This is a genomic window from Nocardia sp. NPDC006044, from assembly GCF_042871115.1.
In the GTDB taxonomy this organism is placed as follows: domain Bacteria; phylum Actinomycetota; class Actinomycetes; order Mycobacteriales; family Mycobacteriaceae; genus Nocardia.
Genome location: NZ_JBIAID010000001.1, coordinates 2,994,814 through 3,011,168 on the forward strand (window position 1 = coordinate 2,994,814; position 16,355 = coordinate 3,011,168).

General features: G+C 68.2%; 14 protein-coding genes. 11 read left to right on the forward strand and 3 right to left on the reverse strand.

Annotated elements, in window-relative coordinates; all coding sequences use genetic code 11:
* Window positions 1-37 precede the first annotated feature (37 nt).
* The 6 genes from ACFYO1_RS13840 to ACFYO1_RS13865 are packed head-to-tail and all read left to right on the forward strand — an operon-like array spanning window position 38 to window position 6,048.
* Entirely contained in the window at window positions 38-880 is an 843-nt protein-coding gene (locus ACFYO1_RS13840) for a 3-hydroxyacyl-CoA dehydrogenase family protein (protein ID WP_387230406.1), read from the forward strand.
* Between the two features lie 47 nt (window positions 881-927).
* Window positions 928-1,197 carry an acyl carrier protein gene (locus ACFYO1_RS13845; protein ID WP_364732305.1) on the forward strand — a complete coding sequence of 90 codons (270 nt, stop codon included), beginning with the start codon at window positions 928-930 and terminating at the stop codon, window positions 1,195-1,197.
* A complete protein-coding gene (locus ACFYO1_RS13850; protein ID WP_387230408.1) occupies window positions 1,194-2,363 on the forward strand; it encodes an acyl-CoA dehydrogenase family protein in 1,170 nt (389 codons plus the stop codon). Before ACFYO1_RS13845 ends, ACFYO1_RS13850 begins: the two co-directional genes overlap by 4 nt.
* 18 nt (window positions 2,364-2,381) lie before the next feature.
* Complete coding sequence (locus ACFYO1_RS13855; protein WP_387230410.1) at window positions 2,382-3,449, forward strand: HAD-IIIC family phosphatase; 1,068 nt, start codon at window positions 2,382-2,384, stop codon at window positions 3,447-3,449.
* 2 nt (window positions 3,450-3,451) lie between these two features.
* Entirely contained in the window at window positions 3,452-4,255 is an 804-nt protein-coding gene (locus tag ACFYO1_RS13860; RefSeq protein ID WP_387230412.1) for a thioesterase II family protein, read from the forward strand.
* Window positions 4,252-6,048, forward strand: coding sequence for a fatty acyl-AMP ligase (locus ACFYO1_RS13865; RefSeq protein ID WP_387230413.1), 1,797 nt, complete (start codon window positions 4,252-4,254; stop codon window positions 6,046-6,048). The genes ACFYO1_RS13860 and ACFYO1_RS13865 overlap by 4 nt, the downstream gene beginning before the upstream one ends.
* Here the strand turns inward: ACFYO1_RS13865 and ACFYO1_RS13870 are convergent.
* A complete protein-coding gene (locus ACFYO1_RS13870; RefSeq protein WP_387230415.1) occupies window positions 6,032-6,667 on the reverse strand; it encodes a TetR/AcrR family transcriptional regulator in 636 nt (211 codons plus the stop codon). The genes ACFYO1_RS13865 and ACFYO1_RS13870 overlap by 17 nt on opposite strands.
* A gap of 91 nt (window positions 6,668-6,758) precedes the next feature.
* Between ACFYO1_RS13870 and ACFYO1_RS13875 the strand changes: the two genes are divergently transcribed.
* From ACFYO1_RS13875 to ACFYO1_RS13885, 3 genes are all read left to right on the forward strand, one after another.
* A complete protein-coding gene (locus ACFYO1_RS13875) occupies window positions 6,759-7,985 on the forward strand; it encodes a hypothetical protein (protein WP_387230417.1) in 1,227 nt (408 codons plus the stop codon).
* 11 nt (window positions 7,986-7,996) lie between these two features.
* The gene (locus tag ACFYO1_RS13880; protein WP_387230419.1) at window positions 7,997-10,207 is read left to right on the forward strand and encodes an MMPL family transporter; all 2,211 of its coding nucleotides are present in this window, start codon (window positions 7,997-7,999) and stop codon (window positions 10,205-10,207) included.
* Window positions 10,208-10,316: 109 nt separating this feature from the next.
* Window positions 10,317-11,696 carry an acyl-CoA dehydrogenase family protein gene (locus ACFYO1_RS13885; RefSeq protein WP_387230420.1) on the forward strand — a complete coding sequence of 460 codons (1,380 nt, stop codon included), beginning with the start codon at window positions 10,317-10,319 and terminating at the stop codon, window positions 11,694-11,696.
* A 75-nt stretch (window positions 11,697-11,771) separates the two neighbouring features.
* Here the strand turns inward: ACFYO1_RS13885 and katG are convergent, their stop codons facing one another.
* Window positions 11,772-14,000, reverse strand: a complete 2,229-nt coding sequence (katG, locus tag ACFYO1_RS13890) for a catalase/peroxidase HPI (protein WP_387230422.1) — start codon at window positions 13,998-14,000, stop codon at window positions 11,772-11,774.
* 34 nt (window positions 14,001-14,034) lie between these two features.
* Window positions 14,035-14,448 carry a Fur family transcriptional regulator gene (locus ACFYO1_RS13895; RefSeq protein WP_387231867.1) on the reverse strand — a complete coding sequence of 138 codons (414 nt, stop codon included), beginning with the start codon at window positions 14,446-14,448 and terminating at the stop codon, window positions 14,035-14,037.
* A 347-nt stretch (window positions 14,449-14,795) separates the two neighbouring features.
* Between ACFYO1_RS13895 and ACFYO1_RS13900 the strand changes: the two genes are divergently transcribed.
* Both ACFYO1_RS13900 and ACFYO1_RS13905 read left to right on the forward strand, forming a co-directional pair.
* Entirely contained in the window at window positions 14,796-15,149 is a 354-nt protein-coding gene (locus ACFYO1_RS13900) for an STAS domain-containing protein (protein WP_387230424.1), read from the forward strand.
* Window positions 15,150-15,308: 159 nt separating this feature from the next.
* Window positions 15,309-16,307 carry a bile acid:sodium symporter family protein gene (locus ACFYO1_RS13905; protein ID WP_387230426.1) on the forward strand — a complete coding sequence of 333 codons (999 nt, stop codon included), beginning with the start codon at window positions 15,309-15,311 and terminating at the stop codon, window positions 16,305-16,307.
* Window positions 16,308-16,355: the final 48 nt, after the last annotated feature.

Sequence of the window (16,355 nt, forward strand, 5' to 3'; positions counted from 1 at the left end):
TTCGGCAATGGCGCCTACTCGATCGAAAGCAGCAGGTATGAAACAAATAGGAGTTGTCGGGGCCGGCATCATGGGCACCGGGCTCGCCCAGGATCTCGCGGCCCACGGTCTCGAAGTCGTGCTGGTCGACAATTCGCCGGACCAGCTGGCGAAGGCCGAAGAGGAGGTGGCGCGGTTCTACCGCACCGGGCGACTCTTCGGCAAGGAGACCGACCGATTCGGCGACATGACCGAAAAGGTCACCTACACCACGGATGTGGAGCTGCTCGGCTCCGCCGAATTCGTCATCGAGAACATCACCGAGAACTGGGATCTGAAGGCGCGGGTGTATCCGGAACTGGACCGGATCTGCGCGCCGGAAACGGTGTTCGCCGCGAACACCTCGTGCATCCCGATCACCAAGATCGCCTCGCTCACCGGCCGCCCGGATCGGGTGGTCGGCATGCACTTCATGAACCCGGTGCCGATGAAGCCGACGGTCGAGGTCATCCGGGGTTTCCACACGTCCGAGGCGACCATCGAGGTCGCCGGGAACCTGTTGAGCAGCATGGAAAAACACGGCATCGTGGTGAAGGACATGCCCGGCTTCGTGTCCAACCGGGTGCTCATGCTCACCGTCAACGAGGCCATCTTCCTGCTGCAGGACGACGTCGCCTCGGCCGCGGACGTCGACGAGATATTCCGGTCCTGCTTCGGCCATGCCTCCGGCCCGTTGGAGACCGCCGACCTGATCGGGCTGGACACAATACTTCTGAGCATCGAAGGGTTGTACGAGTTCTATGCCGACAGCAAATACCGGCCATGCCCGCTCCTGAGAAAGATGGTTTACGCGGGGTTGCACGGACGGAAGACCGGTCAGGGTTTCTACACCTACTCCTGAGCTATTGGACGCCACTACCGAACGAAACAACTGGGAGATCGCACATCATGTTCACCGACGCACGCACGGAAATCCGTAACTTCACCGCCCGCCGCTTTCCCGACGGGATGATCGCCGACGACCGGGACATCTTCGAAAGCGGTTTCGTCAATTCGCTGTTCGCGATGGAACTGGTCATGTTCATCGAGAAGAACATCGGCGACCGCATCCCGAACGACGAGGTCCGGCTGGACAACTTCCGCACGATCGACTCGATGACCGCGCTGGTCTCCCGGCTGCTGGCCCGGACCGCGAAGCCGGCGGAGAGGTCGGCATGACCCTGGTCGCCGGCCTCGAGCCGGACCTGGCCGACCGGCCCACCAGGGCGAGCTTCCGCGCCGTGGTCGATCGCGTCGTGGTGCCGCACGCCGCCGAGTTCGACCGGGCCAGCCGGGTCCGGGCCGACGTGCTGAACGAGTTCGGCGCACACGGGTTCTGGGGTGCGGTGCTGCCCGAGCGGGCCGGGGGCACCGGCCGGGGCATGCGGATGTTCGGCGAGCTGCACGAGGAGGTCGGGCGCGGCTGCTCGTCCATGCGCAGTCTGCTCACCGTGCACAGCATGGCGCTGTACGCCCTGGACCGCTGGGGCAGCCCGGCGCTGCGCGAACAATGGTCGGCGGCAATGGTTTCCGGCAAGCGCCTGGGTGCGTTCTGCCTGACCGAACCGCACGCGGGCAGCGATTTCACCGCCCTGCGCACCTTCGCCGCCCGCGACGGCGACGGGTACCTGCTCAACGGCCACAAGCTGTGGGTCACCGGCGGCCAACTGGCCGATGTGTTCCTGGTCTTCGCCCGCACCGACAAGGGGCCGTCCGCGTTCTTCGTGTCGGCGGATCAGCCCGGCGTGCACCAGATCGCCGTGCCCGAGATCATGGGCACCCGCGGCAGCCAGCTGGCGGAGATCACCTTCGAGGATTGCCACGTCGGCCCCGACGCGCTGCTCGGCGCCGAGGGGATGGGACTCGCACTCGCGACGAATGTGCTCGACATCGGCCGGTTCAGCGTCGCCGCCGGCTCGGTCGGCATCCTGCAGGCGTGTCTGGAAGCCTGTGTGAGCTATGCGAATTCGCGCACGCAGGGCGGGTCGCTGCTGCGTGAGCATCAGCTGATCCAGCAGATGATCTCGACCATGGCGACCAACACCAGGGCGGCCAGGCTGCTGGTCTGGCAGGCGGGGCTGCTGAAGGACCAGGGCGATCCCGACACCATCATGGCCACCTGCATCGCCAAGCAGTTCGCCGCGACCGGCGCGGTGGCCGCCGCGAACGACGCGGTGCAACTGCATGGCGCGCTCGGGTGCAGCGACGCCTACCCCGTCGCACGCTACCTGCGCGACGCGAAGGTCATGGAAATCATCGAGGGCAGCACACAGATGCAGCACGTGCTCATTTCCGCCGACGCGTGCCAGAACCGGGCGCGCATCGTTTCGATCGATGAACATTAACTCGCAAAGGACACCCGGATGAGTGCACAGAGCGCACCGGAATCGACGCGCACGTCGACCATCAAATGCGTGGTGTGGGACCTGGACCACACCCTGTGGGAGGGCATCCTGCTCGAGGACGGCGACCAGGTGCGGCTGCGGCCGGAGGTGGTCGACACGATCGTCACCCTGGACCAGCGGGGGATCCTGCATTCGGTCGCCAGCCGCAACGACCACGAGACCACCATGGCCAAGCTCACCGAACTCGGTGTCGCACAATACTTCCTGTATCCACAGATCGGCTGGGACGCCAAGTCCGAGTCGGTGGCCAAGATCGCGACGTCGCTGAACATCGGCATCGACGCGCTGGCCTTCATCGACGACCAGCCGTTCGAGCGCGAGGAGGTCGCGTTCGCGCATCCCGGCGTGCTGTGCATCGACGCGGTGCACGCGGGCGAGCTCGCGTCGCGGCCGGAGTTCACGCCGAAGTACATCACCGAGGACTCCGCCGCCCGCCGGGCCATGTATCTCGCGAGCATCGACCGGACGAAGGCCGAGGAGGAGTTCACCGGGAACAGCGAGGGGTTCCTGGCCACCCTCGGCATGGAGTTCACCATCAGTCGTGCGCAGCGCAAGGACCTCGGCCGCGCCGAGGAGCTGGTGGTCCGGACGAATCAGCTGAATTCCACCGGCATCATGTATTCGGCGGAGGAGCTGGCCGAGCGATGTGATTCGGATCGGCACCTGTTGCTGATGGCCGAACTGACCGACGTTTACGGCACGTACGGCCAAATCGGCCTCGCCTCGGTCGAATTGGGCGAGCGCGAGTGGAAGCTCGAGTTGCTGCTGATGTCGTGCCGGGTGATGTCGCGCGGGGTGGGCACGGTGTTGCTCAACCACACCGTACGACTGGCGCAACGGAACGGCGCCCGCCTGATCGCCGAGTTCGTGCCGACCGGACGCAACCGGATCATGTACGTCACTTACCGTTTCGCGGGCTTCGAGGAGCTCGGCGAGCGCGACGGCGTGCAGCTGCTGGGCGCTCCGGTGTCGGCGCCGCCCGAGCCGCCGGAGTACCTGAAGCTCATCACCGGTCCGGGGGTGTGAGGATGCCGATCGCCGTGACGTCGCCGTGGCTGCCCTATCCCGCGCCGGCGGCGCCCGCGGAGCAGGTGACGCTGTACTGCCTGCCGCACGCGGGGGCGGGCGCCTCCGGATTTCTGGAGTGGCGCCGCGTGCTGCCGCCGCAGATCTCGGTGGTGCCGCTGCAACCGCCCGGACGGGAAATGCGGTTCCGGGACCGGCCGTTCGAGGATGTGCATCCGCTGGTCGACGACCTGCTCGAGGCGATGGCGGGCCGGTGGCGCACGCCGTTCGCGCTGTTCGGGCACAGCATGGGCGCGCTCATCGCCTACGAACTGGCCCGCAGGCTGTGCGCCGAGGGGCACCCGAAACCGGCGCATCTGTTCGTCTCGGGCCGGCGGGCGCCGCAGGTCCCCGCGCGGGTGCCGCTCATCCACGAGGCCGACGAGGCCGAATTCGCCGACGTCGTAAGGAGTCTCGGCGGAACCCCCGATCAGGTGCTGGCGGACGAAACGCTGCGGAGGAATCTGTTCACGCTGCTGCGCGCGGATTTCGCGGTGAACGAGACCTACCGTCATCGGCCGGGGCCGCCGCTCGACCTGCCGGTCACGGTGTTCGGCGGCACCGCGGATCCGAAGGTATCGCCGGGTGAGCTGGCGGGCTGGCGCGATTGCGCGGCCGGGCCGGTGGGCGTGCGGCTGGTCGCCGGCGATCATTTCTTCGTTGTCTCGCAAAGAGCAAGTGTGCTCGACCATATCGCGCGCAAACTGATTCGGACCGAAGCCACCCGCGCCGAACCTCTCGACTGCTCCAGGAGTGCCACGCAATGACCATCGAACTGCAAAACACCGGCCGCGCAAGCCAAGTCGACGATCCGGATTGCGCCGCCGCCACCACCCTGGTCGAGCTGCTGACCGCCAGGGCGCTGCGGCAACCCGACGACACCAGGTTCATCTTCCTCGGCGACGGCGAGAACGAGACGTCGACGCTGACCTACGCCGCGGTCGACACCGCCGCGCGCGCCATCGCGGCCCGGCTCGGTACCGTTGCGCGCCAAGGCGATCGGGCGCTGCTGCTGTACGCGCCCGGCCTGGACTTCGTCGAAGCGTTCTACGGGTGCCTGTACGCCGGCATCATCGCGGTGCCGGTCGCGCCACCGCAGATCAGCAAGCTGGAGAGCTCGCTGGCCCGGCTGGCCGCCATCCGGGCCAGCGCCGGCGCGCAGCTGATGCTCACCACATCGGACATCGCTGGCCAATTGGCCGCGATCCCAGCCGGATTCGACGGATTCGCCGGACTGGAGACGCTCGCCACCGACACCATCGACCGCGGCGCGGCAACCGATGCCGAGTTGCCGGTGGTGGCCGCCGATTCGGTGGCCTACCTGCAATACTCCTCGGGCTCCACCGGCCAGCCGAAGGGCGTCGTGCTCACCCACCGCAATGTGCTGAGCAACAACGCGCTCGTGCGGGACAACGCCGAACTCGGCAGGCAGAGCTGGGGTGTGTCCTGGTTGCCGACCTACCACGACATGGGGCTGCTGTCGGCGGTCACGCAACCGGTCTTCAGCGACTCCACCATCGTCAAGATGTCGCCGCTGTCGTTCGTCCAGCAACCGGTCCGCTGGATCGCCGCCTTGGCCAAGTATCGAGCGGTGATCACCGCCGCGCCGAACTTCGCCTACGCGCTTGCGGTGCAGCGGGTTTCGGCCGAACGGGTGGCCACGTTCGATCTCTCGCACCTGAAGATCGCGCTGTGCGGCGCGGAGCCCATCCGGCCCGCCGCCATGGCCAAGTTCGCCGCGCACTTCGCTCCCGCCGGGCTGGACGCGCGGTCGTTGTTCCCCTGCTACGGCCTCGCCGAGGCGACCCTGTTCGTCACCGGCGGTCCGCTCGGCAGCGGCGTGCGCACGCGCAAAGCGGATCCGGAACAGCTGGCCGCGCACCGCTTCGTGCCGGACGAGGCCGACGGGCGCGAGATCGTGTCGAGCGGCCGGACCAACCACGGGTTCACCATGGCGATCGTCGATCTGGAGACGCTGCGCACCCTGCCAGACGGGCAGATCGGCGAGATCTGCATCGCCGGAGACAGTGTCGGCCAAGGCTATTGGGAGTCGCCCGAGCTGTCGGCCGAGTCGTTCGGTATCCAGCTCCCTGACCGCGACGGCAACTTCCTGCGGACCGGCGACCTGGGTTTCCTGCTCGACGACGAGCTGTACGTGACCGGCCGGCTGAAGGATCTGATCATCGTCGACGGGCACAACCACTATCCGACGGATATCGAGGCGACGGTGATGGCCAGTCACGACGCGCTCCGGCTCGACCGGTGCGTCGCCTTCCAGGTCGACGGCGCGGCGAACGCGGGCATCGTGGTGGTAGCCGAGATCGATCGAGGCTGGCAGGTGGTGGACGATGTCGACGACAACGCGGCGGAGGTCAAGCAGGTCCGGGCGAGCGAGGTCGACCGGGCCGTCCGGGCCGCGGTCGGGGAGAAGCACGGGCTGCGCCCCAGCGACGTCGTGCTCGTCGCGGCGAGCACCCTCCCGCTGACCTCCAGCGGAAAGTTGCAGCGCTACGCGGCGAAGGCCACCTACGCCGGTGGCGGCTTCACGAAGCTGGGTTGACGTCTTCCTCGTCCGGGGCACAGGCCAGCTGCAGGATTCGGCCGAACAGATCGCTCTGCACTGTGCCCTGGTCGGGGATCTCCTCGATGGACAACCCGTTGGACAGCGCGAGCGCGACGATGCCCATCTCATAGGGGCTGATCCGCAGGGTCAGGTTGCGCCGCAACGCTTCTGCCTCGACGAAGTCGGCGATGGTCTGGCGCAGCTGGCGGCGCAGCACGCGGAACTGCTCGGCGATCCGCGGATCGCGGACCACCCGCAACCAGAATTCGACGAACAGGATCTGCCAGTCCTGCTCGGAAACCAGCGCGTCGTTGATCTGCCGGCCGATCGCCGCGGCCGGATGCGGGCCGCCGGCATCGTCCATCGACCGCTCCAGCGCGGTCTTCGCCGCGGCGATCCGGCCGATCACCTGCTCCTCGAGCAACGCGAAGAACAGCTCGTCCTTGCTCGAAAACCGGGAATATACCGCGCCTTTGGTGAAGCCGGCGGCCGCGGCGACCTCGTCGAGGCTGGTCCGGTCGAAGCCGTTGCGGGCGAACTCGGCCGCCGCGGCGGCCAGGATCCGGCTGCGCATCTCCTCGGAACTCAGCCGACGCCGAATTTCCGGTCGTGGCATTGACACCACCCTCCTGCCGGTCGATACTCATTGGTATCGAATACTGGCGAGAATCGTACCACCGGCGCACGAAACGTCAGATGGGGATCATATGCCGACACCAGTCCGGGGCCATGCAGCACCGGCGCGGGTGCTACTCACCGAAGTTTCCAGTCTGACCGCCCGCGAGTTCCTGTCCGTGCTCGGCCCGGCGGGGTATCACCTGGAAGCGTTGTCCGCCAATGCCTTTGCCCTCGGCCGCTGGAGCGTGTGGCTCGACCGGGTGCACCGCGGCCCGGCCGCGGGCGCCGATCCCGAGGGATTCGCCAGGGCGCTCACCTCGGTGACCCGGGCCCGCGCGTTCGACGCCGTGCTCGCGACGCACGAGGATGTGGTGCTGTTCGCCGACCGGCGTTCGCTGTTCCCGGCCGACCTGCCGTTGGCGATCGCGCCCGCCGCGAGCGTGGCCCGCGTGGCGAGCAAGCTCGAATTCGCCCGGCTCGCCGATGATCTCGGCCTGCCGCAACCCGACTGGGTGCGATTGACCGAAGACCGGCAGTCGTTCGAATACCCCTACTACGTCAAGGCCGCGTTCGGTACGGCGGGCAACGGCGTGCGTTTGGTGACCGACGAGCGCAGCCGGGTGCGTGCGCCCCGTGATCTCGCGCAGCGCGGCCCGCTGCTCGCGCAGCGGCTCGCCCGCGGGGAGTACGCGCAGGTGCAGGGCATGTTCGAGCACGGGCGGCTGGCCGCCGTGCACACCTCCGAGCAGCGGGCGATCGGGATCGGCGGCAGTGCGGCGGCGCGGGTCAGCGTCGATCACGCGTTGCCGCGCAAGCACATCGCGTTGCTCGGCGACGCGCTGGCCTGGCACGGCGGGCTGACCATGGACTACTTCCACGAGGACGGCGTGCCGCAATACATCGAATGCAATCCGCGCACGGTGGAGCCGTTCAACGCGGTCGCCAGCGGCGTCGACCTGCCGGTGCTGGGCGTACGGCTGGCCCGCGGGGACAGCCTGCCCGCCGGAGTGCAGGTCGGCAGGCCCGGCGTCCGCACGCACAGCCTGGCCGCGATCAGTCTCGGCGTCGCCGCCGCGACGGGCCGGCGGCGCGCGGTGCTCGGCGAGCTCAGGGCGGCGCTGGCCAAGCGCGGAACGTACCGGGACAGCACCGAAGCGCTGACCCCGCCTGCCGATCCGCTGAGCCTGTTGTCGCTGGCCGTGATCGTTTCCGGCGTGCTGCTGCGTCCCCGCCTCGCCGACACGTTCGCCGCCCGCGCGGTGCGCAACTACGCCGTGCTACCCGCCCGCCGCGACGCCGATCCGACTCACTCCTAGGAGCACCGCTTATGGCCCGCCTGCTGTACACCCTCGGCGCATCGTGTTTCCGGCATCGGTGGGTCGTCGTGTCGGGGTGGCTGGTCCTGCTGATCGCGACGGGTGTGCTCGCGCTGGTGCACGGTGGCACGCCGACCAACACCTTCGTCGTCCCCGGCACGGAGGCGCAGTCGAGCATCGAGTTGATCAAAACCCGGATGCCGCAGGCGAATGCCGGGGGAGCGACCGCGCGGGTGGCGATCCAGGCGCCGAAGGGGGAGCGGGTGACCGGCCCCGCGAACGCGGCCGCTGTCGGTCAGGCGGTCGGCGCGATCGGCGCGCTCGATCACGTTGCGTCCGTGCGCAGTCCGCTCGATCCGCAGAATCGGGGGATCTCGCTCGACGGACGGGTCGCCATGATGGTGGTGACCTACGACATCACCTCCGGTGAGCTGACCGCCGCGGATCGGACCGGGCTGGACCACGCCGTGGCGCCGCTGCGGGATGCCGGTCTGGTCGTCGAGATCGGCGGCACCGCACGGGAAGAGCCGATACCGACGTCCCCGCTCGAACTGGTCGGGCTGGTCATCGCGCTGGTGATCCTCACCGCGACCTTCCGCGCGGTGCTGGTGGCGGGGGTGAACATGCTGACCGCGATCGCCGGCGTCGGCGTCGTCACCTTCGTCATCATGGTGACCAGCTCGTTCGTCGAATTGCACCTGACCGCACCGGTTCTCGCGACGATGATCGGCCTGGCGGTCGGCATCGACTACGCCCTGCTGATCCTGTCCCGGTACCGGGCGGAGATCGCCGGTAGCCCCACTCGCGCGGAGGCGGCGGGGCGCAGTGTGGCGACCGCGGGCAGTGCCGTCGTGGTCGCCGGGGTCACGGTGTTGATCGCGCTGGCCGGCCTGGCCGTGGTCGGGATTCCGTTCCTCAGCGGGATGGGGTTGGCGGCGTCGATCGCGGTCGCGGTCGCGGTGCTCGTCGCGCTGACCCTGGTACCCGCACTGCTCGGTATCGCGGACGCGCGGATCTCCCCGAATGTGGTGTCCGATGCGACATCTCGCGGGCGGGACGGGCGGTGGATCCGGTTCGTCACGCGCTTCCCGGTCGCGGTCATCGTGGTCTGTGTGGGGCTGCTCGGGGTGCTCGCGGTGCCGATCGGCAGCATGGCCACCGGGCTGCCCAACGATGAGACGACGCCGCCGAGTTTCGGACGGCACAAAGCCGCCGACATTCTCACCTCCGGTTTCGTCGCCGGGGTCAACGGCCCGCTGATCGTCTGTGCCGATCTCGGCAAAGTTTCCGATCCCGCGAACGCGAGTTCGCGGATCGCGCAACGGCTTCAGGCGCTGCCGGGCGTGGTCGCGGTGTTGCCGCCGCAGTTCGACGCGGGAAACGACCTGTCGATCATCACCGTGATCCCGGCGACCGGGCCGTCCAGCAAGGCCACCAGGGATCTGGTCGACCGGATCCGGGACACCGCGCCGGATGCGCTGGCCGACAGCGGTGCCCGGGTCTCGGTCACCGGGGATGTGGCCCTGGCGATCGATACGTCGAGGAAACTCGGGGACTCGCTGCCGGTCTATCTGTTCATCGTCGTCGCGTTGACCCTTGTGCTGCTGACCCTGTTCTTCCGCTCGATCTTCGTGCCGCTGATCGCGGCGGCCGGCTTCCTGCTGACCGTGGGTGCGGCGCTGGGCTGTGCGACGGCGGTGATCCAATGGGGTTGGCTGGCCGCGGTATTCAGCGTCGACCAGCCGGGGCCGCTGATCTGCGTGCTGCCGATCCTGGTCACCGGTGTCCTCTACGGGCTGGCCATGGACTATCAGGTGTTCCTGACCACCCGGATCAGCGAGCAAAGACGCGGTGGCGCAACCCCTTCCACGGCGGTGACCACCGGCTACTCCCGCAGTGCGCGGGTCATCGTGGCCGCCGCCGCCATCATGGTCGCCGTGTTCGGCGGATTCGCGTGGTCGCAGGACCAGATCGTCCAGGCCCTCGGATTCACGCTCGCCGTCGGTGTCCTGATCGACGCGTTCGTGGTCCGCCTGACCCTCGTACCCGCGGCGATCTTGGTACTCGGCCGCCTGGCCTGGTGGCTACCGACCCCCCTGACCCGACTACTACCCGAACTCGATCTAGAAGGCGCGCATTTCGACCACCGCAAAGCAACCCCCGCCCACGTCACCGAAACCGAGCAGAAGGCATCGAGAAGTCCGGGCACCCCGGATTCCTGAGATCGCTCTGCTCCGCTCGCCCAATCGCGGCGCTCTGTGGTCGCGAGGTCGCCGTCGGTCCGAAACCCAAGGCCCGAATAGTTCGGGTGGGGGTGGGTATGGCGGGAGGGTGAGCTTCGACTTGACACCGACGGCGGCGCAGCATGATTTGGCGAAGCGGGCGCATGAGTTCGCGCGGGAGTGTGTTCGGCCGGTGGCGGCCGAGTATGACCGGGCGCAGGAGTTTCCGTGGCCGGTGCTGGAGGAGGCGGCGGAGCGGGGGTTTTATAGTCCGCTGTTCTATCGGGATCTGATCGGGGATCCGACGGGGTTGTCGCTGCCTATGTTCATGGAGGAGTTGTTCTGGGGTTGCGCGGGCATCGGATTGGCGATCGTGATGCCCGCGCTGGCCTTGTCGGCGATCGGGCAGGCGGCCACGCCGGAGCAGATGCTGCAATGGGCGCCAGAATGTTTCGGCACGCCCGGTGATCTGAAGCTGGCCGCGCTGGCGATCTCGGAACCGGAGGGTGGCAGCGATGTGCGAAATCTGCGCACCCGGGCGGTGCGCGACGGGGACGACTGGATCATCGACGGCCACAAGATGTGGATCGGCAACGGCGGCATCGCCACGGTGCACGTGGTGAACGCGGTCGTGGACGAGGAACTGGGGCATCGCGGGCAGGCGCTGTTCGTAGTACCCGGCGGCACACCGGGATTGGAGCTGGTGCGCAAGCTCGACAAGCTGGGCTGCCGGGCATCGCACACCGCGGAGTTGAAGTTCGACGGCGTCCGGGTGCCGAAGGAGAACCTGCTGGGCGGCGTGGACAAGCTCGAACGCACGCTGGCCGAACGACGAGACGCCGTCCGCAGCGGCGGCCGGTCCGGTTCGGTCACCCTCGGTACCTTCGAACAGACCCGCCCGATGGTCGCCGCGCAGGCACTCGGAATCGCTAGGGCCGCATTGGAATACATGACCGGCTACGCGAAGCAGCGGGAAGCCTTCGGCGCGCCGATCCTCGACAACCAGGGAATCGCGTTCCCGATCGCGGACCTGGCCACGCAGATCGACGCCGCGCGGCTGCTGACCTGGCGCGCGTCCTGGATGGCCGCCAACGGCGTGCCGTTCGAACGCGGCGAAGGATCCATGTCGAAGCTGGCCGCCAGCGAGGTGGCGGTGAAGACCACCGAACGCGCGATCCAAACCCTGGGCGGCTGGGGTTACATCAGCGACCATCCGGTGGAGAAGTGGTATCGGGATGTCAAGCTGTACACCATCTTCGAGGGCACCAGCGAGATCCAGCGCATCGTCATCTCGCACGCACTCGGCGCGGCCGACGGCAGGCCGCCACTGCACGTCGACCTGGAACCCTCGGGTGGCCCGCTGAACAAGGTGTTCGGGCGCGGCACCGAAGCCAGAAGCAAGGCCGCCGCAGCGGCTTTGAACATGCGCGACCGCGTCCCGAGCCCGGTCATGAAGGCCGCGTTGAGATTTCTCCGCCCGCCTCGCTGAAACCCGACCCGCCGAAACGCGGGAAAACAAAACCAGGCCGATCGCGAACGATCGGCCTGGTTCGGTGGAACTCGATCAGCGCAGGTCGAAGCGGTCGTTGTTGACGACCTTCACCCACGCGGCGACGAAGTCGTCGACGAACTTCGCCCCGGAGTCCTGCTGGGCGTAGACCTCGGCGATCGCGCGCAGTACCGAGTGCGAGCCGAAGACGAGGTCGTTGGCGGTCGCGGTCCAGATGGCCTTACCGGTGCGGTCGTAGCCCTGGTACACGTTCTCCGCCGACTCCGCGGCCTTCCACTCGGTGTTCTGGTCGAGCAGGTTGACGAAGAAGTCGTTCGTCAACGTACCCGGACGATCGGTGAACACCCCGTGCTCGGTGCCGCCGTAGTTGGCGCCGAGCGCGCGCAGGCCGCCGATCAGCACGGTCAGCTCCGGCGCGGTCACGTCGAGCATGTATGCCCGCTCGAGCAGCAGCCGCTCCAGCGGAGCCTTCTCGCCGGCCCGCACGTAGTTGCGGAAACCGTCGGCCCGCGGTTCGAGCACCGCGAACGACTCCACGTCGGTGCTCTCCTGCGAGGCATCGGTGCGACCCGGCGCGAACGGCACCGTGACCTCGTGCCCCGCGTCCTTGGCCGCCTTCTCCACCGCCGCGGATCCCGCGAGGATGATCAGGTCGGCCAGCGAGACCTTCTTGCCGTCGGAGGCGGAACCGTTGAAGTCCTGCTGGATCTGCTCCAGCACGGGCAGCACCTTGGCCAGCTCGGCGGGTTCGTTGACCTCCCAGCTCTTCTGCGGTTCGAGCCGGATGCGGGCGCCGTTGGCGCCGCCGCGCTTGTCGGTGCTGCGGAAGCTCGCCGCGGACGACCACGCGGTCTTGACCAGCTGCGGAACCGACAGGCCGGACTCGAGCACCTTGCTCTTCAGCGCCGCGATGTCCTGCTCGTCGATCAGCGCGTGGTCGACGTCCGGCACCGGGTCCTGCCACAGCTGCGGTTCCGGCACCCACGGCCCGAGGTAGCGGCTGACCGGGCCCATGTCGCGGTGCAGCAGCTTGTACCAGGCCTTGGCGAAGGCCACGGACAGCTCCTCCGGGTGCTCCAGCCAGCGCTGGGTGATCTCCCGGTAGATCGGATCCTCGCGCAGGGCCAGGTCCGAGGTGAGCATGGTCGGGGTCCGGCCGGGGCCGCCGAACGGATCGGGGATGGTGCCCGCGCCCGCGTCGTCCTTCGGCTTCCACTGCCACGCGCCCGCGGGGCTCTTGGTCAGCTCCCACTCGTAGCCGTACAGGTTCTGCAGGAAGCCGTTGCCCCACTGGGTCGGCGTCGACGTCCACACGACCTCGAGACCGCTGGTGATGGCGTCCTTGCCCTTGCCGGTGCCGTAGGCGCTCTTCCAGCCCAGGCCCTGCTGTTCGATCGGCGCGCCCTCGGGTTCGGCGCCGACCAGGTCGGGGTTGCCCGCGCCGTGCGTCTTGCCGAAGCTGTGCCCGCCGACGATCAGGGCGGCGGTCTCCTCGTCGTTCATCGCCATGCGACCGAACGTTTCCCGGATGTCGCGCGCGGAGGCCACCGGGTCCGGCTGACCGTTCGGGCCCTCCGGGTTCACGTAGATCAGGCCCATCTGCACCGCGCCGAGGGGGCCGGACAGTTCCCGGTCGCCGCTGTAGCGCTCGTCGCCGAGCCAGGTGTCCTCCGGACCCCAGAAGATCTCCTCCGGCTCCCAGATGTCGGGGCGGCCGAAGCCGAAGCCGAAGGTCTGGAAGCCCATCGAGTCGAGCGCGACGTTGCCGGCGAACACCAGCAGGTCGGCCCAGGAGATCTTGTTGCCGTACTTCTGCTTGACCGGCCACAGCAGCCGGCGCGCCTTGTCCAGGTTCGCGTTGTCCGGCCAGCTGTTGAGCGGCGCGAACCGCTGCGCGCCCTGACCGCCGCCGCCGCGGCCGTCGGCGATCCGGTAGGTGCCGGCCGCGTGCCAGCTCATCCGGATGAACAGGCCGCCGTAGTTGCCGTAGTCGGCCGGCCACCAGTCCTGCGAATCGGTCAGCACCGCCGCGACATCGGCCTTGAGCGCGTCGACATCGAGCTTGGCGAACTCCGCGGCGTAGTCGAAGTCCGCGCCGAGCGGGTTGCCCTTCGGCGAATGGGCGTGCAGCACCGACACATCGATCTGCTCCGGCCACCAGTCGCTGTTGGTGTGCGGGCGCTGATCGGTCTTGACCGTGGGGGACGGGATCGCCGGGTTCTCGCTCTCGCTTTCGCTGCGAGTCTCGGAGTCGGGGGTGGGTGGGCGGCTGTCGGAGGTCACGACATTCCTTCCTGGATGGTTATGCGGGCTGCGATCAGGGACGGACGGCGGCCGGTGCGGCCGCACAATCGGGGCATAAGCCCCAGTAGATGACCTCGGCCTCGTCGATCACGAAGCCGCTGTCATCGGACGCGGTCAAGCAGGGGGCCTCGCCGATCGCGCAGTCGACGTCGGCGATGGCGCCGCACGTGCGGCAGACGACGTGATGGTGGTTGTCGCCGATCCGCGTCTCATAGCGGGCCACCAGGCCGGACGGCTGGATGCACCGGATCAGGCCGACCGCGGTGAGGGTGTGCAGCGAGTCGTAGACCGCCTGGTGCGAGACCGCGGACAGGCGCGCGCGCACGGCGCGGATGATCGAATCCGTGTCGGCGTGCGGATGTTCGTGCACCGCGGTCAGCACCGCGACCCGCGGCGCGGTCACGCGCAACGAAACTCCGCGCAGCATCTGCTGGAATTCGGTGGCCGTGGGCACGCCTGAAGTCTTGCCGGTCTTCTGGAATGAGTCAAGCATTGACATCGGCGGCCGGGACACCCATGGTGACCAGTCGTTGTTGTGTGCGAACGTGGACGCGGGTACTTTTGCGGACAGGTTCAGACACGAGCCAACGGTAGCCGCTGTCTCGCGCATGCCCGCCTCGGCGGAGCCCGAGCCGGGCTACACCCGATCACGCTGGGCGGCAGGTCCGTTCGCGCTGAACCGGAGCGTTGTGCATGGCGAATCAGGTGAGTCCGCGACGGCCGCGAATGTCCCGACGGCTGCTCTCGCATAACCATCCACCAGCAAAGTCCAGCGTGTTCTCGCACGGGCAGCTTCGTATCAGGGGCGAGACGCCCCGGCCGGGCCTGCGCCTGCTGTCGGTCGTCGGTGAACTCGACCTGGCCACCGCGCCGATACTGGATCGCGTCGTGCGCGACAGTGAAGGCGTTGCGGCGATGGTGGTGGACATGAGCGGGGTGACCTTCCTGGGCTTCGCCGGGGTCGATGTGCTGGTGCGCGCCGCCGAACGGGCCGACGACGGCTGGCGCCGGTTCGCGGTGGTGGTGTCGACGCGGCCCACGCAACGAGCGCTCGACCTGGCCGGTGCCTACGCGCGGATGGGGTGTCATCCCCGATTGGATCTGGCGTTGCGCGCGGTCGCCGACTAGCCTGCGGCCAGGCGCTATCTTGCGCCGCCCCAACACTTCTGGCAGGTTCGGAGGTGGTCACCGCGCGTCGCGCCGCGAGGTCGGCAATCGGTGGCGCCGGGACCGGCCGGTGGCAGCGTCTTCGGTCTGCCGGCGGATCCGACGAATGGTGAGGACGCCATGGACTCTGCGCTGATTTCGGTGGGTTTGCCGCTGGTACTGATCGTGATCATGTTCGGGCTGGGGCTCTCGCTCACCGTCGCGGACTTCACTCGAATCGCCAAGAACCCCAAGGCCGTTGCCATCGCGCTGAGCTGCCAGCTGGTGGTGTTGCCGTCGATGGCCTTCGGGTTGGTGCTGCTGTTCGATCCGTCGCCGGTGCTCGCGATCGGAGTCCTGCTGCTCGCGGCGTCGCCGGGCGGGACGGCGGCGAACCTGTTCAGCCACCTGTTCCACGGCGACGTCGCGCTGAATGTGTCGCTCACGGCGGTCAATTCGGTGATCGCGGTGGGCACCGTGCCGCTGATCACCAACGCCGCCATCGACTACTTCGACCCCGACGGCGCGGCCACGGTGGGGTTGCAGTTCGGCAAGGTCGTTCAGGTGTTCTCGATCGTGCTGATACCGGTCGTGCTCGGCATGCTGGTCCGGCGCTGGGCGCCGGACTTCGCGGACCGGATGGACAAGCCGGTGCGCATCGGCTCCGCGCTCACCCTGACGCTGGTGATCGGTGCCACGATCGTCGACCAGCGCGCCGACATCGTCCCGTACGTCCGGGCGATCGGCGTGGCGATGATTCTGTTCTGCGTGATCAGCCTGACCGTCGGCTATCTCGTCCCGCGCGTGCTCGGCGTCGAGGGCCGCCAGGCGATCGCCTGCTCGATGGAGGTCGGCATCCACAACGGCGTCATCGCCATCACCATCGCCATCAGCGTCCTGGACAGCACCGAAATGGCCATTCCCGCAGCGGTTTACGGCGTCGCGATCTTTCCGCTCGCGGCCGGCTTCGGCTGGCTGGTCACCCGCCGCAACCCGCGGCCCGATCCCCATGATGTTCCCGAGGTCTCCGCCGCGACCGGATTCGGCCCGGTGGCCGGAAGTCCCGAGGCGATGCTCGGCGAAGCCGCGTCGTACCAGCCGTTTCCGAGCGCCGAGGACGACTCGAAGTCATCGAGCTGACGGCGTCGTTGCGCGGTCTTCTCCGCGACGAACGTTGTTATGATCGAT